Below are 22,401 nucleotides of genomic sequence, written 5' to 3'. Positions count from 1 at the left end.
GCTCCTAAAAACCCAGACTGGACAGCAAATCGTCGACGTCGTCTTGGTTGGAGGCGACATCATCACGCTTATCGGCATGAATCTGCGGACCTTCACCGCGGGACGGATTTTTTTCTTTGTTTTGCTCGGCACGCAACTCTTCGTGGTTGTGATCGATGCCCGCGAAGCGATCGACCTGGCTGGCCATCAGCACCAGCTTGAGAAGATTGCTCTCGACCTCGGTCACCAGTTGGGTGACGCGCTTGATCACCTGACCGGTCAGATCCTGGTAGTCCTGCGCCAGCAGGATGTCGTTGAGATGCCCCGACAGCTTGCTGGTGTCGCGTTGGCTGCGCGCCAGGAACAGCTCGATACGCTTGGCCAGCTCGCGGAAGGCATCGGCGCTCATTTCGCGGCGCATGAAGCGGCCCCAGTCCTCGGCGAGCGAATCGGCTTCGCTGCTCAGGTCATTGACCAGCGGCGCACTCTGCTCGACCAGATCCATGGTGCGGTTGGCCGCACGCTCGGTCATGGTCACCACATAGTTCAGGCGCTCGGTGGCATCGGAGATCTGCGAGATTTCCTTGGCATGCGGTACCCGCGGGTCGAGCTGAAAGTTGACGATCGCGTTGTGCAGCTCACGGGTGAGCTTGCCGACTTCGAGGTAAAGCCCCCGGTCGCGCGCCTTGTTCAGTTCGTTGATCAGTTGTACGGCTTCGCCAAAGTTGCCCTGTTCGAGGCTGTCGACCAGTTGGCGGGCATTGCTTTTCAGGGTCGACTCGAGGTCAACCTCGTTAGAATCATCGTGTTCCATAACAACCTCGCGGCAGACATCAGCCGTTGACTCGCTCGAAGATTTTCTCGATCTTTTCCTTGAGCACCTGAGCGGTGAACGGCTTGACTACATAGCCATTCACACCGGCTTGCGCGGCCTCGATGATCTGATCGCGTTTGGCTTCCGCCGTGACCATCAGCACCGGCAGGTGCTTGAGTCGCTCGTCGGCGCGCACGGCGCGTAACAGGTCGATGCCCGTCATGCCCGGCATGTTCCAATCGGTTACCAGAAAATCGAAGCTACCGCTCTGCAGCATCGGCAACGCAGTCGTGCCGTCATCGGCCTCGGCCGTGTTGGTGAACCCCAGATCACGCAAGAGGTTCTTGATGATCCGTCGCATCGTCGAGAAATCATCGACGATGAGGATTTTCATGTTCTTGTCCAAGTCGACCTCCGTACAGTCCTAAAACGCCTGCTACAACGTGCAGCGCTTATTAATCGTGAAACCGGCCTGGCAGAACGCCGCAAACCATTGCGCTCGGCTTTGCTGCGTTCACTGTATGTCCAGCGCCCTGCTAATCCTGCGATCTACTGCAAGGGCTGGCTCGACCAACTCCAGCCCCTGAACAAATTTGCTAAGCGCGCCACTCCCCCAACCGCGCCCGTAAACGCGCGGCACACTGACTGTGCAGTTGGCTGACCCGCGACTCACTCACCCCCAGTACCTCGCCGATTTCCTTGAGATTCAACTCCTCGTCGTAATACAGCGACAACACCAGCCGCTCACGCTCCGGCAGATTACTGATGGCATCGGCCAGCGCGGCCTGGAAACGATTGTCTTCCAGCTCGTGCGAAGGCCCGTGATGCAGGGAACTCGTGTCTTCCTGCAGGCCGCCGTTTTCGCCTTCCTGCAAGAGGTCATCGAAACTGAACAGGCGGCTGCCCAAAGTGTCGCCAAGAATGCCGTAGTAATCTTCGAGACTCAATTGGAGTTCGGCAGCAACCTCGTGATCTTTAGCGTCACGACCGGTTCTGGCCTCAATTTTTCGTATCGCATCGCTGACCATGCGGCTATTGCGGTGTACCGAGCGCGGCGCCCAGTCACCCTTGCGCACTTCGTCGAGCATGGCGCCGCGAATACGAATGCCCGCAAAGGTCTCGAAACTGGCGCCCTTGCCGGCATCGTATTTACGCGATGCTTCGAGCAGGCCGATCATGCCGGCCTGGATCAGGTCGTCGACCTGCACGTTGGCGGGCAGACGGGCCAGCAGGTGGTAGGCGATGCGTTTTACCAGCGGCGCGTGGCGCTCGATCAACTGATGCTGTGAATCTCGTGCTTGTGCCTTGCTGTACATTCGGAGTCCAGAGGCTGTCGTCATACAGCCGTGTCTGCAGTCGGTTGATGCACCAGGCGCTCCACGAAAAACTCCAGATGGCCACGCGGGTTGGCCGGCAAGGGCCATGCATCGACCTTCTGGGCAATCGCCTTGAACGCCAGCGCGCACTTCGAACGAGGGAACGCCTCATACACCGCACGTTGTTTCTGTACGGCCTTGCGAACCGATTCATCGTAGGGCACCGCGCCGACATACTGCAGCGCAACATCCAGAAAACGGTCGGTCACTTTGGTCAGCTTAGCAAATAGATTGCGGCCTTCCTGGGGGCTGTGCGCCATATTGGCGAGCACCCGGAAACGGTTCATGCCGTGGTCGCGATTGAGCAGCTTGATCAGCGCGTAGGCATCGGTGATGGAGGTCGGTTCATCGCACACCACCACCAGCACTTCCTGGGCCGCACGCACGAAGCTGACCACCGAGTCGCCGATACCGGCGGCGGTGTCGACGATCAACACATCGAGGTTGTCGCTGATGTCGCTGAAGGCCTGGATCAGGCCGGCGTGCTGCATGGGCGTGAGCTGCACCATGGCCTGGGTACCGGAAGCGGCCGGCACGATACGGATGCCGCCAGGGCCCTGCAGAACCACGTCACGCAGATCGCATTGGCCGTCGATGACGTCGGCCAGCGTACGCTTGGCGGTCAGGCCGAGCAGCACGTCGACGTTGGCCAGGCCCAGGTCGGCATCCATGAGCATGACGCGCCGACCGAGATCGGCGAGCGCCAGTGACAAATTCACCGACACATTGGTCTTGCCAACGCCGCCTTTGCCGCCAGTCACCGCGATCACCTGTACGGGATGCATACCCATGTTATCTACACACCTTATCTGACTTCACTGTGGGCCCTGGGGCCATTGTGCGCTGTCGCGGCGAGCACGACCAGCGCTTCGCCACACTCAACCCGTTCAACCGGCCTGCCTGGCCGGGTTCTGATAAAGCCCGGCGAACATGTCGGCCATCGTATCTTCGCTCGGCTCGTCCGGCGCCTGCAGGCCAACGGCGCGACTGACCAGCTGATGACTGCGCGGCACGTGGACATCGTCCGGAATGCGCGGGCCGTCTGCCAGGTAGGCTACCGGCAGGCGATGGCCAATAGCCAGACCCAATACCTCACCCATGCTGGCGGCTTCATCCAGTTTACTCAGAATGCAGCCGGCCAGCCCACAGCGCTTGTAGCTGTGATAGGCCGCCTTGAGCACCTGCGCCTGGCTGGTAGCGGCCAGCACCAGGTAGTTGCGTGCGTTGACGCCACGGCTGGCCAGCGCTTCGAGCTGCATGCGCAGCGCCGGATCGTTGGCCGGCAGGCCGGCGGTATCGATCAGTACCACGCGTTTGCGGGCCAGCGGTGCGAGCGCCTGGGTCAGCGATTGCCCGGGGTCGACCTGGGTCACCGAGACGCCAAGAATCCGCCCCAGGGTCTTGAGCTGCTCCTGGGCACCGATGCGGTAGCTGTCCATGCTCACCAGGGCGATGCTGGCAGCGCCGTACTTGAGCACGTAGCGCGCGGCCAGCTTGGCCAGGGTGGTGGTCTTGCCCATGCCCGCCGGGCCGACCAGGGCGATCACACCGCCCTCTTCCATCGGCTCCTGCTTGGGGGTCTGGATCGAATGCGCGAGGTGCGCCAGGACCATACGCCAGGCCTGGCGCTGATCGGCGATCGACGCCACGCGCTCGAGCAGCGTACGCGCTAGCTCGGCGGGCAGCCCCATACGCTGCAGGCGACGCCACAAGGTGGCTTGCTGTGGGCGACGAGCCTGCATCTGCCCCCAGGCCATCGAGCCCATCTGCATTTCGATCAGCTCACGCAGGCCATGCAGTTCGGACCGCATGGAGTCCAGCGCCGACTGGTCGACCGAGGCCGCAGCCGGTTTCTGCTGCTGACGCTGCAACACGGCATCCAGGCTGTCGGCTGTCGGCGTACCAGGCGCAGCGCCAAACAGCTGACGATCCTTGCCGGCGTCGAGCTGGTTGCGCGTGCTCAGTTCGGCATGAGCCGAGGCAATGCGCGACTGGGTCTTGCGCAGCTCGGCTTCCAGCGCCGGGTTGGCTTGGCGCGCCGGGACCGGCGGAGCCTGATAATCGAGCGCGGCCGTCAATTCCACACCACCGGCCACACGGCGGTTGGCGATGATGGTCGCATCGGCGCCCAGCTCATCGCGAACCAGCTTCATGGCTTGGCGCATATCGGCAGCGAAAAAGCGTTTGACCTGCATGGCCCGTACCCTCGATTAGTTCTGCCCCACCGTCGCAACGATGGTGACCTGCTTGTTGTCCGGAATTTCCTGGTACGCCAGAACATGCATGCTCGGGACGGCCAACCGGGCGAATCGCGAGAGCATTCCCCGAACCGGCCCGGCTGCCAGCAGAATCACCGGCTTGCCAAGCATCTCCTGACGCTGCGCTGCTTCCACCAGGGAACGTTGCAGCTTTTCGGCCATGCCGGGTTCGAGGAGGATGCCATCCTCGGAGCCCTGACCGGCCTTCTGAAGACTGTTTAGCAATATCTGTTCCAACCTTGGCTCAAGGGTGATCACAGGCAGCTCCGGCTCTAGTCCCACGATGTTTTGCACGATGGCGCGGGACAACGCCACGCGAACTGCCGCGACCATGGCGGCGGGATCTTGACTCCTCGGCGCGACGTTGGCGATGGCTTCGGCGATGGTTCGAATGTCGCGTACCGGCACCTGCTCCTGCAGCAGCGCCTGCAGCACCTTAAGCAGGGTCGACAAAGAAATCAGCCCGGGCACCAGCTCCTCAGCGAGCTTGGGCGAGCTTTTCGCCAGCAATTGCATCAGTTGCTGGACTTCCTCATGGCCCAGCAGCTCGTGGGCGTGCTTGTGCAGGATCTGGTTGAGGTGGGTGGCCACCACGGTGCTGGCGTCCACCACGGTGTAGCCGAGCGATTGCGCCTGGTCGCGCTGGCCCGGATCGATCCATACGGCTTCCAGGCCGAACGCCGGATCTCTGGCGGCCACTCCATTGAGGGTGCCGAACACCTGACCGGGGTTGATGGCCAGCTCACGATCCGGATAGACCTCCGCTTCGGCAACGCTGACGCCCATCAGCGTCAGGCGGTAGGCGTTGGGCTGCAGATCCAGGTTGTCGCGGATATGCACCGACGGCATCAGGAAACCCATTTCCTGGGAAAGCTTCTTGCGCACGCCCTTGATGCGCGCCAGCAGCTGGCCACCCTGATTGCGGTCGACCAGCGGAATCAGCCGGTAGCCGACTTCCAGGCCGACCATGTCCACCGGCACCACATCGTCCCAGCCCAGCTCCTTGACCTCCTGGGCGCGCTGGGCCGGCAGCAGCTCCTGCTGGCGCTGCACTTCGATGACTTCGGCTTCCTTGACCTTGCGCTGCTTGTTGGCGATCCAATAGGCCGCGCCAGCCGCCACCAGCCCGAGGCTGATGAACGACATGTGCGGCATGCCGGGCACCAGGCCCATGGCGATCATGATCGCCGCCGAGACGGCCAGGGCACGCGGCGAGGCGAACATCTGGCGGTTGACCTGGGCGCCCATGTCCTCGGCGCTGGATACGCGCGTCACCATGATGGCGGCGGCGGTGGATAGCAGCAGCGACGGGATCTGTGCGACCAGGCCGTCACCGATGGTCAGCAGGGTGTAGATACGCCCGGCCTCGCCGAAGCTCAGGCCGTGCTGCAGCATGCCGATGGCCATGCCGCCGATGAGGTTGATGAACAGGATCAGCAGGCCGGCGACGGCGTCGCCGCGCACGAATTTGCTGGCACCGTCCATGGAGCCGTAGAAGTCGGCTTCCTGTGCCACTTCGCTGCGGCGCTTCTTGGCTTCCACCTGGTCGATCAGGCCGGCGTTGAGGTCGGCGTCGATAGCCATCTGCTTGCCGGGCATGGCGTCGAGGGTGAAGCGTGCGCTCACCTCGGAAATACGCCCGGCGCCCTTGGTGACCACCACGAAGTTGATGATCATGAGGATCGCGAACACCACGATACCGACCACGTAGTTGCCGCCGATCACCACCTCACCAAAGGCCTGGATCACCTTGCCCGCGGCGTCGTGACCGTCCTGGCCGTGCAGCAGCACCACCCGGGTAGAGGCCACGTTGAGGGCCAGGCGCAGCAGCGTCGCGGCCAGCAGGATGGTCGGGAACACGGCGAAATCCAGCGGCCGCAGCGCGTAGATCGCCACCAGCAGCACGACGATGGACAGCGCGATGCTGAAGGTGAACAGCACGTCGAGCAGGAACGGTGGGATCGGCAGCATGACCATGGCAAGCATGACCAGCAGCAGCAGCGGAATGCCCAGATTGCCGTGACGCAGCCCCGAGAGGTTGCTGCGAACGTCGCCAATCATCTGTGCTCGATTTAGTGCCACGTGGGTACCCCGACTGATTCAATCTTTTGACGTCCGGAACGTCTCTGCAGCCGGTATTGCAAGAACCTTTCCAACTCTTCAAAAACCGCGAAACAGAAGGCGGGAAGGCCGATTCCTGTGCCGGACCGAGGCGCTGGCGGGACGAAAACACGAACCCCGTCGGCAAAAGCCCAGTCACAGCCTGTGAACGATGGCTTCGGCCAGACCAGCCCCCACCAAGGAGAGCACCATGAAACGTTGGATGATGGCCGCATTGGCCAGTTGCTGCGCGGCCAGCCTGCATGCCGCTGACAAGACCGTCGAACTCAATGCCGTGGACGCCAACGGCGTCGGCAGCTCAGTCGGCAAGGTGGTGATCAGCCAGAGCCCCTACGGCGTGGTGTTCACTCCGGAGCTGCACGACCTCGAGCCTGGCGTGCATGGCTTCCACGTGCACAGCAAACCCAGCTGCGACCCGGCACCCAAGGATGGCAAGCCATCGGCAGCCGAGGCCGCTGGCGGCCACTGGGACCCGAAAAATGCCGGCAAGCACGGCCTGCCTTGGGGCGAAGGCCATCTGGGCGACCTCCCCGCCCTGCTGGTGACCGCCGACGGCAAGGCCAATCAGCCCGTACTGGCGCCGCGTATCAAGAGCGTGGATGAACTCAAGAATCTGTCGCTGATGGTGCATGCCGGTGGCGACAACCACGCCGACCATCCCAAACCGCTGGGCGGCGGCGGCGCACGCGTGGCCTGCGGCGTCATCAAGTAACTGGCGATGGCGCAGCCCTCAAACGGGCTGCGCCACGTCATTGATCGCGACGTAAATCAGGCGGAATCGGCAAATCCTTTAAGGGCGCAGGCCGCTTGCCCTTGCCCGCCTGGTACTGGCGAATCTGGTAGACGTAGGCCAGCACCTGGGCGACGGCCAGATACAACCCCGCGGGAATTTCCTGGTCGAGTTCGGTGGTGTGGTAGATCGAGCGCGCCAGGGCCGGCGACTCCAGCAGCAGCACATTGTGCTCGGAGGCGATCTCGCGAATCTTCAGCGCGGTGAAGTCGCTACCCTTGGCCAACAGCATGGGCGCCTGCCCGGTTTCCGGATCGTATTTCAGGGCTACGGCAAAGTGCGTCGGGTTGGTGATCACCACGTCGGCCTGCGGAACAGCCTGCATCATGCGCCGCTGGGTCATCTCGTGCTGGAGCTGGCGAATACGCTGCTTGACCTCGGGCTTGCCCTCGCTGTCCTTGTATTCGTCCCTGACCTCCTGCTTGGTCATCATCAGCTTCTTCTTGTTGTCCCAGAGTTGGAACGGCACGTCCACGGCAGCGATGAAAATCAACCCGAGGGACATCCACAACGCACTCCAGCCAACCACCTGCGCGGAATGCATGATGGCCGACTCGATCGGCTCGTTGGCAATTGCCAACAGATCGTCGCGATCCATGGACAGCACCACCAGCGCCACCAACAGAATGACGATGAACTTCGCCAGCGCCTTGAGCAGCTCGATCAGCGCCTTCATCGAGAACATGCGCTTGAGCCCGGCCAGCGGATTCATGCGGCTGAACTTGGGCGCCATGGCCTTGGCCGAGAACAGCCAGCCGCCCAGGGCAATCGGCCCGACGATGGACATCACCAGCAGCACGATCAGCAGCGGCAGCAGCGCCTCCAGCGCCAGTTGCCCGGAGGCGGCCAGCCATAGCGCCATGTTGCGCTCATCCATGAGAATTTCGCGCGGCAGGACGAAGTTGCCGCGCATGATTTCCAGCATGGCATTGCCGATCGAGCCACCGGTGGCCAACAGCCCGCCGGTGCCCGCCAGCATGATGGCGAAGGTATTGAGTTCGCGCGAACGTGCGATCTGGCCCTTTTCACGAGATTCCCGGCGGCGTTTCTCCGTGGGTTCCTCGCTCTTGTCGGCACCGCTTTCCGACTCGGCCATCAGCCAGCCCTCGCCAGTTCACGCAACATGATCAGCGCTTCGCTCGCGATAGCCTGATAGTGCGACAGGATGTCAGCCAGAGAAATCCATACGATTACCATGCCCAGCACCAGGGTGAGCGGAAAACCGATGGAGAAGATGTTCAACTGCGGCGCCGCGCGGGTCATCACGCCAAAAGCGATATTGACCACCAACAGCGCGGTAACCGCCGGTAGTACCAGAATCAGTGCGGCGCCCATCACCCAACCGAGCTTGGTGGCGATTTCCCAGTAATGTTCGATCTGCAGACCGGAACCTGGCGGCATGGTCACGAAGCTCTCGGCCAGCACTTCGAATACCACCAGATGCCCGTTCATGGCCAAGAACAGCAAGGTCACCAGCATGGTGAAATACTGGCCGATCACCGGCACCGAAATGCCGTTGGCCGGGTCGACCATAGAGGCGAATCCCAGGCCCATCTGCATCGCCAGGATCTGCCCGGCGACCACGAAGATATGGAAGAACAACTGCAGCACGAAACCGAGCATCACGCCGATGAGGATTTCCTGGGCGATCAGCATGAAGGCCTGCAGGCTGATCGAATCGACCAATGGCATCGGTGGCAGGGTGGGCACCAGCACCACGCTGATCGCCAGCGCCAGGTACAGCCGCACCCGGGTTGGCACCAGCTGCGTGCCGATGATCGGCATCACCATCAGCAGCGCGGCGATGCGAAACAGCGGCAGCACGAAACTGCTGACCCAGCTGCCGATCTGCGCATCGCTCAACTCGAACATCGGGCTTAGCCGATCAGCTGCGGGATGTTCATGATCAGATTCTGCGTGTACTCCATCAGTTGCTGCACCATCCACGGCCCGGCAACGATCAGGGTCAGCAGCATTACCAGCAGGCGCGGCAGAAAGCTCAGGGTCTGTTCGTTGATCTGCGTGGCGGCCTGGAACATCGCCACCAACAGGCCCACCAACAGGCTGGGCATGACCAGCAGCCCGACCATCAGGGAAATCAGCCAGAGCCCTTCGCGGAACAGATCGACAGCAACTTCAGGGGTCATGTGAGCCTCGCTACAAGGTGCCGAAACTGCTGGCCAGGGTGCCCATGATCAGCGCCCATCCGTCGATCAGCACGAACAGCATGATCTTGAACGGCAGCGAAATGATCAGCGGCGACAGCATCATCATGCCCATGGCCATGAGAATACTGGCCACCACCATGTCGATGATCAGGAACGGGATGAAGATCATGAAGCCGATCTGGAAGGCGGTCTTCAGCTCCGAGGTCACGAAGGCCGGCACCAGGATGGTCAGCGGCGCCGCGTCCGGGGTGGCGATGTCGGTGCGCTTGGACAGGCGCACGAACAGCTCCAGATCGCTTTCACGGGTTTGCGCCAGCATGAAGTTCTTGATCGGCACCTCGGCCCGCTCGATCGCCTGCTGGGCCGGCAATTGCTGATTCAGGTAGGGCTGAAGAGCCTCGCGGTTAATCTGGTCGAACACCGGCGCCATGATGAACAGGGTCAGGAACAGCGCCAGGCCGATGAGGATCTGATTGGACGGCGTCTGCTGCAAGCCCATCGCCTGACGCAGGATCGAGAACACGATGATGATGCGCGTGAAGCTGGTCATCAGCATGACGAACGCCGGGATGAAACTCAGCGCCGTCATGATCAGCAGGATCTGCAGGCTGACCGAGTATTCCTGCTGCCCCTCGGCGTCGGTACTCAGGGTGATCGCCGGAATCGACAGCGGATTGCCGCCCTGCTGAATCAACGGAATGGGTGAAGGCGGCTCCTGAGCGAAGGCCAGCGAGGCTCCTAGCGCGAACACCAGCACAAGCAGAAGTCGCAACATCAGGACTTGTCCTTCTGGTCCTTGCCCAGCAGTTCCATGAGGCGCTGGGAGAATTCCGTGGAAGCCGGTTCGGCGTCGGCCAGGTGAACCGGCTCGCCCATCACGTGCAGCGAGTTGATGCGCCCGGGCGTGAGGCCGAGCAGGATCTGCTCGTTGCCGACCTGCACCAGCACCAGCCTGTCGCGCGGGCTCAGCGCCTGGGTGGCGACGATCTTGATTACCTTGCCGTTGTTGGGGCCCAGGCGCTGCACGCGACGCATCATCCAGGCGAGCAGAAAGATCAGGCCGATCACCAACAGCAGGCCGATCACCAGTTGCACCAGTTGGCCGGCGATACCGCCACTGGCGGCAGGCGCCTGGGTAGCCGGTTCGGCGGCGAAAGCCAGGCCTGGCAGTGCCAGGAGTGCGAGCAGGAGTCCGTTCATGGCGTCAGCGCAGCTTCTTGATGCGTTCGCTGGGGCTGATCACGTCGGTCAGGCGAATGCCGAACTTCTCGTTGACCACCACCACCTCGCCATGGGCGATCAGGGTGCCGTTGACCAGCACGTCGAGCGGCTCGCCCGCCAACCGATCGAGTTCGATCACCGAGCCCTGATTGAGCTGCAGCAGGTTGCGAATGGTGATGTCGGCATTGCCCACTTCCATGGAAATGGACACCGGGATGTCGAGAATCACATCGAGATTCGGCCCGTCCAGGCTGACCGGGTTGCTGGCCTTGGGCATGCTGCCGAACTCTTCCATCGGCGCACGTGGGGCTGACGGCTGGCTGGCTGCACTGGCGGCCAGCATCGCATCGATATCGTCCTGCCCGCCGGCGTCGCCGGACTCGGACAGCGCAGCCGCCCACTCATCGGCGAGCGCCTGTTCCTCGGGGCTGGTTTGTTCGTTCTCGTCTGCCATCGTTGGACCTCGGCTGGCGTTTATCGGTTTGGCCGCGCGTCCGGCGCGGCAGATGATTGGGGCTAGCGGTGCTGGCGGTCCACGGGGTCGAGCACCTGCAGCGACAGGTTGCCCTTGTGCGAACCGAGCTTGACCTTGAACGACGGCACGCCATTGGCGCGCAGGATCATGTGCTCGGGCAGCTCGACCGGAATCACGTCACCGGGCTGCATGTGCAGGATGTCGCGCACCTTCAGCTGACGCCGCGCCACGGTGGCGCTCAGCGGCACGCTGACGTCGAGGATGTCTTCGCGCAGGGCCTTGACCCAGCGCTCGTCCTGATCGTCGACGTCGGACTGGAAGCCGGCGTCGAGCATCTCGCGGATCGGTTCGATCATCGCGTAGGGCATGGTCACGTGCAGGTCGCCGCCACCGCCGTCGAGCTCGATGTGGAAGGTCGATACCACGATCACTTCGCTGGGGCTGACGATGTTGGCCAGCGCCGGGTTGACCTCCGAGCCCACGTACTCGAAGTTGATATCCATCACCGCCGCCCAGGCCTCGCGCAGGTCGACGAACGCCTGGTCGAGCACCATGCGCACCACGCGCAACTCGGTGGGGGTGAATTCGCGGCCTTCGATCTTGGCATGGCGGCCATCGCCACCGAAGAAATTGTCGACCAGCTTGAACACCAGCTTGGCATCGAGGATGAACAGCCCGGTGCCGCGCAACGGCTTCATCTTCACCAGATTGAGGCTGGTGGGCACGTACAGCGAGTGTACGTATTCGCCAAATTTCATGACCTGCACGCCACCGACCGCCACATCGGCCGAGCGACGCAGCAGGTTGAACATGCTGATGCGGGTGTAGCGCGCGAAACGCTCGTTGATCATTTCCAGCGTGGGCATGCGCCCGCGCACGATGCGATCCTGGCTGGTCAGGTCGTATTGCTTGACGCTCCCAGGCTCGACGAATTCCTCGGTTTCCACCAGGCCGTCGTCGACGCCATGCAACAGCGCATCGATCTCGTCCTGGGACAGCAGGTCTTGTACGGCCATCAGTGAACTCCCGCCCTATTGCAACACGAGGTTGGTGAACAGCACCTGCTCGACCGTCACCTTGCCAGTCTCCTTCTCGGCCAGTTGCTGCACGCTGGCGGTCGCCTGCTGACGCAGCATTTCCTTGCCGACCGGGGTGATCAGGGTGGCGAAGTCCTGGCTGGAGAACAGCATGACCAGGTTGTTGCGCAGCACCGGCATGTGTACCTTGAGCGCGTCCAGAGCAGCCTGGTCGCGGGTCATCAGCGCCACGCTGACCTGCATGTAACGCGCCCTGCCGTTCTGCGTGAAGTTGACCACGAAGGCCGGCTTCAGCTCTTCGTAGATCGCTGGCTGCTTGGTCGGCGCGGCGTTCTCGGCCTGCTCATGCTCGGCATCCGGCTTGGCGCTGTCCTTGCTCAGGAAGAACCAGGTGCCACCGATCGACGCCCCCACGGCCAGCAACAATGCCAGTACGATCGCGATGATGAGCTTGAGCTTGCCAGGCGGCTTGCTGCCTGCTTCGGCAGCAGCGGCGGGTGGCGCGTTCTTCTTTGCCATGCCAAAAATCCGTCACGGAGCGGAGAACCCTCCGCTTTCAATAGGTTAAGAGCAAGTGTTATGCCAGCTCATAGACGCGGCTGCAATCACCGAGCGCGCCATGTTACGCGAAAGCGTGGTGCCTGACCCGCGGCGTTGAAAGCCAATCACCCCGCGCGACGAATCGAGCGGGGTGATTGGAAGTCTAGAACAGGACCCGCAAAGCGCAGTCGCTTCAGCGCTGCGCGGGCTGCGTCTTGATCGCGGCGTCAGGCGTAATAATCGACCATACCGCGCCCAGCGCCCTGGGCCGGGTCGCGGATCTCGATACTGCCGATCACGCGCTCCTCGCTTTCGCCACCGGCCCCGCCGTCGTCGGCCATGCGGCGGCCACGACCATCGCCCTCCTGACCTTGCCAGGCACGGCCCTGAGACTGGTCGGAAACGTTCACATCAGCCAGGTTCATGCCCTGCTGGGTGAACATCTCGCGAAGACGATGCACCTGGCCTTCCAGCGCCTCGCGCACGCTTGGGTGCGCGCTGGCGAAGCTGATCTGGGTCTGGTCCTGGTTCAGGCTGATGCGCACATCGAGGCGGCCGAGCTCAGCCGGGTCGAGTTGAATCTCCGCGGACTTGAGGTTCTGGCTGGACATCCACATCACCTTGTCCACGACCCCTTCGCTAAAGCCGGCGTGTTGCATGGCCAGCGGCTGGCCAGGCACCACGGGAACCCGACCCACCTGGGAGGCCTGCTGGCCAATCGCCTGGCTCAACGCACTGAGCTTGCTGACGAACTGCTCCGGCGCGGTGTCGGCCGAACTCTCCTTGAACGCTTCGAGGGCTTCGCTGCTCAGTTCGAAGGACGGCAGCGGGGTCACGTCGCCCTGCTCACCCTCCGTGGTGTCGGCCTTCATGCCCATGGCTCCCATGGCGCTGGCGAACGCCTGGCCGCTGCTGGCCGATGACGAGGCGGCGGCCCCGCCAGCGGTGGCTGTCGACTGCGCGGCAAGCTTTTCCTGAGCACCGACGTCGAGCGCCAGTTTCACTGCTGGCTGCTGATTGAGCGCGTCGATTTCCGGGTCGAAGCTCGCCTCGGTCATGCTCGCTGGTGCAGAACCGATCAGGCTGGTCGACGCTGCAGCGGCCGCCGCCTCGGGATCGACCTCACCCTCGCCTTCGCCCACCTCGACCTGCGGCTCCGGCTGGAACAGGCCCAGCAACATCAGCGGGTCGACGGCGCCTTCTTCGGGCTTCGACTCTTCTGGCAAATCCTTGCCGCTATCGGCAACCGCCGGTTCGGCGGCAGCGGCGGATGCCGGATCGCTGGCACGCGCCTGGGGATCGGCCTTGGCGTCGCGCGCTGATTTTGCGGCATTGTCCTGGCGCTCGGCAGCTTTCGCCTGGCGCTCCTTGGCGTAGACCTGCGAGAAGCTTGAAGCCTCCTGCTTGCGCGGCTGCGCGGTGCTCTGCGTATTGGTTGCCGGTGCGGCCTTGGGCTTGGCAGCCGGCGCCGGGGTCAGCAACAGATCAGGGGCAACGGGCATGAATGCTCTCCGCTTGAATAATGACGTATGCCCTCTTCAAGCAAGGGGCGGGCCAACATTCAGGAAAAGAACACTATCTGGTGGGAAAGCGCTGCCGCTCGGATTTCACCAGGATGCGCACGATGGCGAATTCGCGCTCGATACGCTCGACCAGGGGCGCCGACTCGGCGAGGTCACCGCGGCGGGCCAGCTCTTCGAGATCCCGGCAGGAATCGGCCAGTACCTTGGCGCCCATGTTGCTGCAACTGCCCTTGAAGCTGTGCGCGGCACGGCGCATGGCCTGAGCGTCGCCATCGTGCTCGGCGGTTTTCAGCAGGCGCAGACGCTCCTCGGAGTCGGTCACGAAGGTATCCAGCAGCACCGGATATTCGTCCTCCATGATGTCCAGCAGCGTGTTCAGTACATCGCGATCCAGATGATTGTCGGACACCCTAGACTCCAGGCCAGCCTCGAACGGCGGTTCGCCGTCATGCGCGGCACGCGAAAGCAGACGGATTATGCCTGCGCGGCCCAGGAAAACTCCACTCTGACCCGACGCCCGTCAGGCGACCACTCGCAGCGCTCGCTGAGCTCCTGGATCAGCCCCATGCCGCGCCCGCTGAAACCGCTGGCGGTGCGCTGTCGCGCCATCACTGCAGTCGGATCGAAGCCCCTGCCATTGTCTTCGACGGTCAGGGTCAGGCATCCGCCGCTTGCCTGCTGACACACATCGAACGCCACGCTGACGCAGCCATCCTGCTGGGCATCGAGCCGCTCGGCGCGCAGCCGGTAGTATTCGGCGAAACCGGCCGCGTCACGCTTGAGCGAGGAGTCCAGCGCCAGCACGCCATGTTCGAGGGCATTGGTGTACAGCTCGCACAGCACGCTGTAAAGGTTACCGCCATTGCCGCGCAGCCCCGGCACTTCGAGCAGCAGCTCCAGCAGATGCGGCAAGGGGTAGAAATCGCGCAGGGTGGCACCCCGAAAATCATAACGCGCCGACCAATTCTCCGGCCCGGCCTGGGATTCGCTTGCCGGCAACGGCGGACGGACGACCGCGCCCTCCTCGATCATGGTCACTTCAACCAGGCTGACGTCGTCACGCGCCTCGCCATTGAAGGCCCGCAGGGCCTGCTGAATATCGGCGAACAGCCGCGACGGATCGCGGCTGGCATCGAGCACATCGAGCAGGCGCTGCTCGCCGAACAATTCGTCGCGCTCGTTCTGCGCCTCGAGTACGCCATCGGAAAGCAGGAAAACCCGATCACCGAGTTCCAGGGAGTGCGATTCGTAGTAGTCGCGAAAGCTGTCCGGATCGAGCACGCCCAATGGCAAGTGGCGCGACACCAACGGCACCCGCTCGCCGCTCTGGCGCAGCACGTAACCGGCCGGCAAGCCGCCACCCCAGAAATCGACCATGCGCCGCCGGAAACTGATAGTCAGCAGCGTCGCACAGCAGAACACGCCGCGCGGCAGGATGCGGCGCAACTTGGCGTTGCCCTCGTGGAGAATCTCCATCAGTGAGTGCCCCTTGCCGGTCATGCGGTAGAAGACTTCCGCCAGCGGCATGGCGCCGATCGCCGCCGGCAGGCCATGACCGGTGAAATCGCCGAGCAGTACATGCATGTCGCCACTGGGGTGGAAGGCGGCCAGCAACAGGTCACCATTGAACAGCGCGTAGGGCGATTGCAGGTGGCGCACGTTGCCGGAGCCCAGGCAACCGGAGTGAGCCACCTTGTCGAACACCGCCTTGGCGACCAGCTGTTCGTTCTGCAGGTGCTCGTTGTGCCGGGCGATCTGGTCGCGCTGGCGCAACACTTCCTGATGCAAGCGCCGCAAGCGGTCCATGGCGTTGATCTTGGCTTCGAGAATCACCCGGCTGTAGGGTTTGGCGAGAAAGTCGTCGCCACCCGCCTCCAGGCAACTGACCAAGGCCTCATCCTCGCTCAGGGAAGTCAGGAAGATGATCGGCACCATGGCCTCGCCCACCATGGCCTTGATGCGCCTGGCGGCCTCGAAACCATCCATCACCGGCATCAGTGCATCCATCAACACCAACTGCGGGCGCTGCGATTCGAACAGCGCCACCGCCTCCAGGCCATTGGCGGCGGCGAGCACCCGATGCCCCTGGCGACCGACGATGGTCGACAGCAGCATGCGGTCGGTGGCGCTGTCCTCGGCAATCAGGATGGTGAGAGACGAGGCGTTCATCGCGTCTCAGTCGATCTGGAACAGCTGTTCGAAATTGGAAATGGAAAGAATCTTACGCACGTCGGCGTTGCAGTTGAGCAGGCGAATCTGCGCACGGTCGCCACCGGCATGGTCGCGCAACAACAGCAACATGCCGAGCGCCGAGCTGTCGAGGTAGGTGGTTCCCTTGAGGTCGACGGTATAACGCTTGGGGCGAATATCGACGCGCTCGTAGGCACGGCGAAATTCCTGGTGGGCGCCAAAGTCGAAGCGACCCTGAATGGTGATGGTCAACTCTTGCCCGTCTTCCGAGGGCTGCGAGGTGATGGGCATGAAACACTCCTTGATATCCGGGATACCCGCAGCCCGCTTAAGCGAGCCGGCAAGGCCGAGACTGCCCCGTGGAGCAGCCGATACCTTGTTGACCCGTGTGGTGACGCGGTGTCTCACCTGTTTTTCCTGGCCCTGCCCAGCGCGCATTTCGGCGTACTGAATTTCGGTTTAAGAAGATTTAGCACTAGCCCGCGTCAGCGGCAACCATCAATCCATCGAATCGCGGCGTGGTAGCCGCTGGGACAGCTCGTCGAGCAGTTTTTGCTCACGTTTGTCCTCGGCCAGGCGCGCTTCGTCCAGATAGCGCTGCACCAGCTTGCGCAGCCCTTCCAGCCGGGCGTAACGCTGCTGCCAGACCTCGCGAACCTTGTCCAGGTTGTTGCGGTGCCAGTTGACCGCCTGCTGCTGCTGGGCAATCGCAACGTCGAGCTGGGACAGAAAGCGCTGGTAGTTCATCAGCCACTGACCGGAAACCCCGCGCTGGCCCTCGCTGATCCATTGCTGCTGGTAGCCCTGCAGGTACTTTTCCAGATCGGCGAGCTTGTTCTGCGCCTGCCCCAGCAGGCCCTGGGCACGACCGAGCTGCAGGGCCGCCTCGCGCTCGGCCTTTTCAGCCATGTCGACCACCGGCGCCAGGCGCGCCGCTCGGCTGTTGGCCACGGGTTATGACGCCGCTGCGGGGTTCAGCACTGCGGCGAGCAACTCGCGGCTGCTGTCCAGGCTCTCGCTTTCGCCCAGGGCCTGGCGCAAGTAGCGCACCATGACCGGCTGGCGGGCGATGGCCAGGTCGGTGTCCGCATCGCCACCCGGTACGTAGGCACCAACGCTGATCAGGTCGCGGCTCTGCTGATAGCGCGACCACAGCTGCTTGAAGCGCTGGGCGTTGCGCATATGCTCGGGGCTGACCACCTGGGGCATCACCCGGCTGATCGAGGCTTCGATATCGATGGCCGGATAATGGCCTTCTTCGGCCAGGCGCCGAGACAACACGAAGTGACCGTCGAGTACCCCGCGGGCCGCGTCGGCGATGGGGTCCTGTTGATCGTCGCCCTCGGACAGCACGGTATAGAAAGCGGTGATCGAACCACCGCCCGCCTCGGCGTTACCGGCCCGTTCGACCAGGCGCGGCAGCTTGGCGAACACCGAAGGCGGATAACCCTTGGTGGCGGGTGGCTCGCCAATGGCCAGGGCGATTTCCCGCTGGGCCTGGGCGAAACGGGTCAGCGAATCCATCAGCAGCAGGACGTTCTTGCCCTTGTCGCGGAAGTATTCGGCGATGCGCGTGCAGTACATGGCGGCGCGCAGGCGCATCAGCGGCGCATCATCGGCTGGCGAGGCGACGACTACAGAACGCTTGATGCCCTCCTCGCCGAGAATCTCGTCGATGAATTCCTTCACCTCACGGCCCCGTTCACCGATCAGGCCGACCACGATGATCTCGGCTTCGGTGAAGCGGGTCATCATGCCCAGCAACACCGATTTACCCACCCCGGTACCGGCGAACAGGCCCAGACGCTGGCCGCGGCCGACGGTGAGCAGGCCATTGATGCTGCGGATGCCGACGTCCAGCGGTTCGCTGATCGGATGGCGCTTGAGCGGGTTGATGGTCGGGCCGTCCATCGGCACCCAATCCTCGGCCTTCATGCCACCCTTGCCGTCCAGAGCGCGCCCGGCGCCGTCGAGCACCCGGCCAAGCATCGACATGCCCATGGGCAGGCGCCCGGTATCCGGCAGCGGCACCACCCGGGCGCCCGGCGCGATACCGGCCAGGCTGCCGACCGGCATCAGATAGATCTTGCCGGAGGAGAAGCCCATGACCTCGGCCTCGACCTGCACCGGATGATAGCTGTCGTCATTGATCACCAGGCAGCGGCTACCGAGCGCGGCACGCAGCCCTTCGGCCTCGAGGGTAAGGCCGACCATGCGCAGCAGACGTCCTTCGACGATGGGTTGGGTCGGCAGTTTGACGGCCTCACCGTAACCGTCCAGGCGGCGGGCGAAGCTGAGGCGCTCAAGGCGCATCGCTGGCATCCAGGTCGATGACCATATCGGCAGCGCGCGGCGTGGTGGCGTGCTCGCGCTGCTGCTCGAAGAGTTGCTTGAGCGCCTGGCTCAGGCGGGTTTCCACGCTGGCATCGATACGGCTGTGCTCGCTTTCCACCCGGCAACCACCCGGCAGCAGCGAGTCGTCCTCGAGAATCCGCCAGCTTTCTTCGTGGCGGTCGCGCAACGCCTTGACCAGCTCGAAGTCCTGAGGATTGAGGTGAATACGGATGTTCTCGGCGCCCATCGGCAGCAGCTTGAGGGCCTCGCGCAGCACCTGGCGAATCTGGCTGGAGTCGCGGCTCAGCTCACGCTGGATGACTTCGCGGGAGATCTGCCCGACCAGGGCCACCAGGGCGACTTCCAACTGCTGATCCTGCTCGGCGATCGGCTCGAACAGATGGCCCATGACCTGCTCGAGCGCCTGCATTCGGCCGGCCAAAGCCGCGTCAGCCTCTTGCTTGGCCTTGAGCTGGCCGGCACGAAAGCCATCTTTCTCGCCGGTGGCGAAGCCTTCGTTGTAGGCATCCTGACGGATGGCTTCGAGCTCGTCGAGCGTCAAGGGTTTGACGTCCTCGAGGGCCACTTCCTCGCTTTCCTGAGGTGGCGGCGGTGGCGCCTCGGGCACGACGGCCTCCGGGGCCGGGACGTCCTGCTGCGAGTCGTCATGCTCGTCGAAGCTGGGCAGCGACCAACGATCGACGCTGCCCAGATCCTTGGCGCGAATCAGTTCGCTGACTGGTTCCTTGCCCGCCATGGATTACACCATCTCCTCGCCACCCTTGCCGCCCAGCACGATCTCGCCGGCCTCGGCCATGCGTCGGGCAATGGTGAGGATTTCCTTCTGCGCCGTTTCCACGTCGCTGACCCGAACCGGCCCCTTGGCCTCCAGATCGTCGCGCAACAATTCGGCGGCCCGTTTGGACATGTTCTTGAAGACCTTTTCCTTGATCGCCTCGTCCGCACCCTTGAGGGCCAATACCAGCACGTCGGAGGAGACCTCGCGCAGCAGCGCCTGGATGCCGCGGTCGTCGACGTCGGCCAGGTTATCGAAGACGAACATCAGGTCTTCGATCTGCGACGACAGGTCCTCGTCGATCTCGCGGATCGAATCCATCAGCGGCCCTTCGACCGAACTGTCGAGGAAGTTCATGATGTCCGCAGCGCGCTTCACGCCGCCCATGGTGGCGCGGGTGGTGTTGGAGCTGCCGGAGAACTGCTTCTCCAGAATCAGGTTCAACTCCTTGAGCGCAGCGGGCTGCACGGTGTTAAGCGATGACACCCGCAGGACGATGTCCAGGCGCACCTTGTGGTCGAAGTGCCCAAGCACTTCGCCGGCCTGGTCCGGGTCCAGGTAGGCGACCACGATGGCCTGAATCTGCGGGTGCTCGTAGCGAATCACATCGGCGACCGCACGCGGCTCCATCCACTTCAGGCTGTCCAGGCCGCTGGTGCTGCCACCGAGCAGGATACGGTCGATCAGGTTGCCGGCCTTGTCCTCGCCGAGGGCCTGGGTAAGCATCTTGCGGATGTAGCCGTCGGCGCCCACGCCCAGGCTGGTCTGGTCGCCGACGGTTTCGACGAACTCGCCCATCACCTGCTCGACCTGCTCGCGGTGAATGTTGCGCATGGCGGCCATCGCCACACCCACGCGCTGGACTTCCTTGGGCCCGAGATGGCGAAGCACCTGAGCCGCATCGGTCTCGCCGAGCGACAGCAGCAGGATGGCGGCCTTCTCGACCTTGCTCATCTTGGTGGGGGTGCGGTTCTCATTCATCGGCATTGATCCAGTCTTTGACTACCTGGGCGACGCGGCCCGGATCTTCGGCGACCAAACTCTTGATCGCGTTCAGTTGTGCATCATACCCCTCGCTCGGGCTCGGCAACATAATGCTTTGCGGCCCGCCGAGGCTTACCCGATCGGAGGCCAGCCCATCCATGCCACCCATCTCGCCGAGGTCGACGTCGCCGTCGCGACCGCCGCCGGCCAGGGCCAGCTCCTTGCCTTTGCCGCCACCGGTGATGTTGTTGAGTACCGGGCGCAGTACGAACCACACCAGCAGGAAGATCAACAGGGCCGGAAACAGCGACTTGAGGCCGCCCATGGCCATCAGGAACAGTTCGCTCTGGTACCACGGTACCTCGATCACTTCCGCGGGTTCACTGCTGAACGGCGTGTTGATCACGCTGACGCTGTCGCCACGGCTGGCATCGTAACCGACCGAATCCTGGACCAGGCGAGTGAAGCGCGCCAGGTCGTCGCTGGTCCACGGCACACGGGTGGCTTCGCCGGTAGCCGGATCGACACGCATCTGGTCATCGACCACCACGGCGACGGAAAGCCGGCGCAGGCGACCCTGCTGCTGCTTGGTGTAGCTGACCGAACGATCGAGCTCGAAGTTGCGGGTCGACTGGTCACGCTTGTCGGCCGGGTACGGCGCCAGCATCGGCTGGCCAGTGGCCGGGTCCATGATCTGCTGGCCATTGGCGTCGACCAGTGGCTGGCCGGGGGCGATCGGGCCGCCGGGTGCAGCGACACCACCGGCCTGCTGCGGCGCGGCAGCCGGGCCTGGCGGTTGATTGCTCAGCGCACCCGGTACGCCTTGAGGGCCGCTACCGCTGCTGCGTTGTTCGTTGACCTGCTGCTCGCTGCGCAGGGCCGGCTGATCCGGGTTGAAGGTTTCCGAGGTCGATTCGACGGCGCTGAAATCCACGTCGGCGGACACTTCGGCCTTGTAGCGACCTACGCCAAGCACCGGCTGCAGGATGTTGTGCACGCGCTGGGTGAACAGGCTTTCCATGCGGCGGCTGTAGTCGAACTGTTTGCCGGCCATGCTCAACTCGGACATTTCCTGCTGATCGGACAGCAGATTGCCCTTCTGGTCGACCACGGTGACCTGGCCCTTGTCCATCTCCGGCACGCTGCTGGCCACCAGGTTGACGATCGCCATCACCTGGCTCGGCTCCAGGCTGCGCCCGGCATACAGCTCGACCAGCACCGAGGCGCTGGGCTTGCGCTCGTCACGCACGAACACCGAACTCTTCGGGATCGCCAGGTGAACGCGGGCGGCCTTGACGTTGTTCAGGCTCGATACAGTGCGCGCCAGCTCACCTTCCAGGCCACGGCGGTAGCGGGTCGCCTCCATGAACTGGCTGGTACCGAGGCCCTGCTCCTTGTCGAGGATCTCGAAACCGATGCTGGTATCGGTCGGCGCCACACCAGCGGACGCCAGGCGAATGCGTGCCTGGGCCAGGTCGGAGGACTTGACCAGCAGGGCGCCGGAATTCGGCTCGATGGTGTAATCGATATTCGCGGCGGCCAGGGTTTCCATTACGCCACGCGCATCCATGCCATCGAGGCTGCCATACAGCGGCTTGTACTCGGGCTGCTGCGACCACAGCACCACAGCGAAACCGATCGCCACGCTGGCGGCCAGGCCGATCAGCAGACCGGCCTGACGCAGCAGCGGCATGTCGGAGAGGTTTTCCAGGAAGGTCAGCCCGAACAGCGGCTTCTTCGGCGCGTTGTCGGCGGCGGTGGCAGGTACGTTTGCGGCGAGAGCGTCGGCCATGAT

Annotated in this window: 24 protein-coding genes; 1 reads left to right on the top strand and 23 read right to left on the bottom strand. The window is 63.5% G+C overall.

The annotated features are described in order from the left end of the window. Nucleotides 1-4 precede the first annotated feature (4 nt). The 6 genes from BVH03_RS02390 to flhA all read right to left on the bottom strand — a co-directional run bounded on the left by BVH03_RS02390 (nucleotide 5) and on the right by flhA (nucleotide 6,488). Nucleotides 5-793, bottom strand: coding sequence for a protein phosphatase CheZ (locus BVH03_RS02390; RefSeq protein ID WP_075959703.1), 789 nt, complete (start codon nucleotides 791-793; stop codon nucleotides 5-7). A gap of 19 nt (nucleotides 794-812) precedes the next feature. Further along, nucleotides 813-1,187 (bottom strand): chemotaxis response regulator CheY, encoded by a 375-nt coding sequence (locus tag BVH03_RS02385; protein ID WP_170829026.1) that lies wholly within the window; start codon nucleotides 1,185-1,187, stop codon nucleotides 813-815. 202 nt (nucleotides 1,188-1,389) lie between these two features. After that, nucleotides 1,390-2,133 carry an RNA polymerase sigma factor FliA gene (gene fliA, locus BVH03_RS02380; protein ID WP_013791047.1) on the bottom strand — a complete coding sequence of 248 codons (744 nt, stop codon included), beginning with the start codon at nucleotides 2,131-2,133 and terminating at the stop codon, nucleotides 1,390-1,392. Beyond that, nucleotides 2,130-2,960, bottom strand: coding sequence for a flagellar synthesis regulator FleN (fleN, locus tag BVH03_RS02375; protein ID WP_177344609.1), 831 nt, complete (start codon nucleotides 2,958-2,960; stop codon nucleotides 2,130-2,132). The genes fliA and fleN overlap by 4 nt, the downstream gene beginning before the upstream one ends. 96 nt (nucleotides 2,961-3,056) lie before the next feature. Then, nucleotides 3,057-4,364, bottom strand: coding sequence for a flagellar biosynthesis protein FlhF (gene flhF / locus BVH03_RS02370; RefSeq protein ID WP_075959702.1), 1,308 nt, complete (start codon nucleotides 4,362-4,364; stop codon nucleotides 3,057-3,059). A 15-nt stretch (nucleotides 4,365-4,379) separates the two neighbouring features. After that, the gene (flhA, locus tag BVH03_RS02365) at nucleotides 4,380-6,488 is read right to left on the bottom strand and encodes a flagellar biosynthesis protein FlhA (protein ID WP_075959701.1); all 2,109 of its coding nucleotides are present in this window, start codon (nucleotides 6,486-6,488) and stop codon (nucleotides 4,380-4,382) included. 250 nt (nucleotides 6,489-6,738) lie between these two features. On the opposite strand from flhA, the gene sodC reads away from it, so the two are divergent. Next, nucleotides 6,739-7,260: a superoxide dismutase family protein gene (sodC, locus tag BVH03_RS02360; RefSeq protein ID WP_075959699.1), complete on the top strand. Its 522-nt coding sequence runs from the start codon at nucleotides 6,739-6,741 to the stop codon at nucleotides 7,258-7,260. Between the two features lie 37 nt (nucleotides 7,261-7,297). Here the strand turns inward: sodC and flhB are convergent, their stop codons facing one another. The 17 genes from flhB to fliF all read right to left on the bottom strand — a co-directional run bounded on the left by flhB (nucleotide 7,298) and on the right by fliF (nucleotide 22,398). Next, complete coding sequence (gene flhB / locus BVH03_RS02355) at nucleotides 7,298-8,434, bottom strand: flagellar biosynthesis protein FlhB (RefSeq protein ID WP_075959697.1); 1,137 nt, start codon at nucleotides 8,432-8,434, stop codon at nucleotides 7,298-7,300. Then, complete coding sequence (gene fliR, locus BVH03_RS02350; RefSeq protein ID WP_075959696.1) at nucleotides 8,434-9,210, bottom strand: flagellar biosynthetic protein FliR; 777 nt, start codon at nucleotides 9,208-9,210, stop codon at nucleotides 8,434-8,436. Before fliR ends, flhB begins: the two co-directional genes overlap by 1 nt. Nucleotides 9,211-9,215: 5 nt before the next feature. Then, nucleotides 9,216-9,485, bottom strand: a complete 270-nt coding sequence (gene fliQ, locus BVH03_RS02345; protein WP_013791040.1) for a flagellar biosynthesis protein FliQ — start codon at nucleotides 9,483-9,485, stop codon at nucleotides 9,216-9,218. A gap of 10 nt (nucleotides 9,486-9,495) precedes the next feature. Beyond that, nucleotides 9,496-10,281 carry a flagellar type III secretion system pore protein FliP gene (gene fliP, locus BVH03_RS02340; protein WP_075959695.1) on the bottom strand — a complete coding sequence of 262 codons (786 nt, stop codon included), beginning with the start codon at nucleotides 10,279-10,281 and terminating at the stop codon, nucleotides 9,496-9,498. Further along, entirely contained in the window at nucleotides 10,281-10,706 is a 426-nt protein-coding gene (gene fliO / locus BVH03_RS02335) for a flagellar biosynthetic protein FliO (protein WP_075959694.1), read from the bottom strand. Before fliO ends, fliP begins: the two co-directional genes overlap by 1 nt. 4 nt (nucleotides 10,707-10,710) lie before the next feature. Further along, entirely contained in the window at nucleotides 10,711-11,181 is a 471-nt protein-coding gene (gene fliN, locus BVH03_RS02330) for a flagellar motor switch protein FliN (RefSeq protein WP_075959693.1), read from the bottom strand. Nucleotides 11,182-11,243: 62 nt separating this feature from the next. Continuing rightward, nucleotides 11,244-12,218, bottom strand: a complete 975-nt coding sequence (fliM, locus tag BVH03_RS02325; protein ID WP_075930659.1) for a flagellar motor switch protein FliM — start codon at nucleotides 12,216-12,218, stop codon at nucleotides 11,244-11,246. Between the two features lie 15 nt (nucleotides 12,219-12,233). Beyond that, nucleotides 12,234-12,758 carry a flagellar basal body-associated protein FliL gene (gene fliL / locus BVH03_RS02320; protein WP_075959692.1) on the bottom strand — a complete coding sequence of 175 codons (525 nt, stop codon included), beginning with the start codon at nucleotides 12,756-12,758 and terminating at the stop codon, nucleotides 12,234-12,236. A 248-nt stretch (nucleotides 12,759-13,006) separates the two neighbouring features. Further along, nucleotides 13,007-14,281: a flagellar hook-length control protein FliK gene (locus tag BVH03_RS02315; protein ID WP_075959691.1), complete on the bottom strand. Its 1,275-nt coding sequence runs from the start codon at nucleotides 14,279-14,281 to the stop codon at nucleotides 13,007-13,009. Nucleotides 14,282-14,354: 73 nt separating this feature from the next. Then, complete coding sequence (locus BVH03_RS02310) at nucleotides 14,355-14,711, bottom strand: Hpt domain-containing protein (protein WP_075959690.1); 357 nt, start codon at nucleotides 14,709-14,711, stop codon at nucleotides 14,355-14,357. 65 nt (nucleotides 14,712-14,776) lie between these two features. After that, nucleotides 14,777-16,471 carry a fused response regulator/phosphatase gene (locus tag BVH03_RS02305; RefSeq protein ID WP_143485885.1) on the bottom strand — a complete coding sequence of 565 codons (1,695 nt, stop codon included), beginning with the start codon at nucleotides 16,469-16,471 and terminating at the stop codon, nucleotides 14,777-14,779. A gap of 6 nt (nucleotides 16,472-16,477) precedes the next feature. After that, nucleotides 16,478-16,783, bottom strand: coding sequence for an STAS domain-containing protein (locus BVH03_RS02300; protein WP_075959689.1), 306 nt, complete (start codon nucleotides 16,781-16,783; stop codon nucleotides 16,478-16,480). Between the two features lie 207 nt (nucleotides 16,784-16,990). After that, nucleotides 16,991-17,443, bottom strand: coding sequence for a flagellar export protein FliJ (gene fliJ / locus BVH03_RS02295; RefSeq protein ID WP_075959688.1), 453 nt, complete (start codon nucleotides 17,441-17,443; stop codon nucleotides 16,991-16,993). Between the two features lie 3 nt (nucleotides 17,444-17,446). Then, entirely contained in the window at nucleotides 17,447-18,805 is a 1,359-nt protein-coding gene (gene fliI, locus BVH03_RS02290) for a flagellar protein export ATPase FliI (RefSeq protein ID WP_075959687.1), read from the bottom strand. Further along, nucleotides 18,795-19,583 (bottom strand): flagellar assembly protein FliH, encoded by a 789-nt coding sequence (fliH, locus tag BVH03_RS02285; RefSeq protein WP_075959686.1) that lies wholly within the window; start codon nucleotides 19,581-19,583, stop codon nucleotides 18,795-18,797. The genes fliI and fliH overlap by 11 nt, the downstream gene beginning before the upstream one ends. Before the next feature lie 3 nt (nucleotides 19,584-19,586). Further along, entirely contained in the window at nucleotides 19,587-20,603 is a 1,017-nt protein-coding gene (gene fliG / locus BVH03_RS02280; protein ID WP_075959685.1) for a flagellar motor switch protein FliG, read from the bottom strand. Continuing rightward, entirely contained in the window at nucleotides 20,596-22,398 is a 1,803-nt protein-coding gene (gene fliF / locus BVH03_RS02275; RefSeq protein ID WP_075959684.1) for a flagellar basal-body MS-ring/collar protein FliF, read from the bottom strand. Before fliF ends, fliG begins: the two co-directional genes overlap by 8 nt. Nucleotides 22,399-22,401 lie beyond the last annotated feature (3 nt).

It is taken from the genome of Pseudomonas sp. PA15(2017), from assembly GCF_001945395.1.
Classification (GTDB): domain Bacteria; phylum Pseudomonadota; class Gammaproteobacteria; order Pseudomonadales; family Pseudomonadaceae; genus Aquipseudomonas.
The sequence above is the reverse complement of the archived record's forward strand: the minus strand, read 5'-3'. Positions and strand labels throughout refer to the sequence as shown.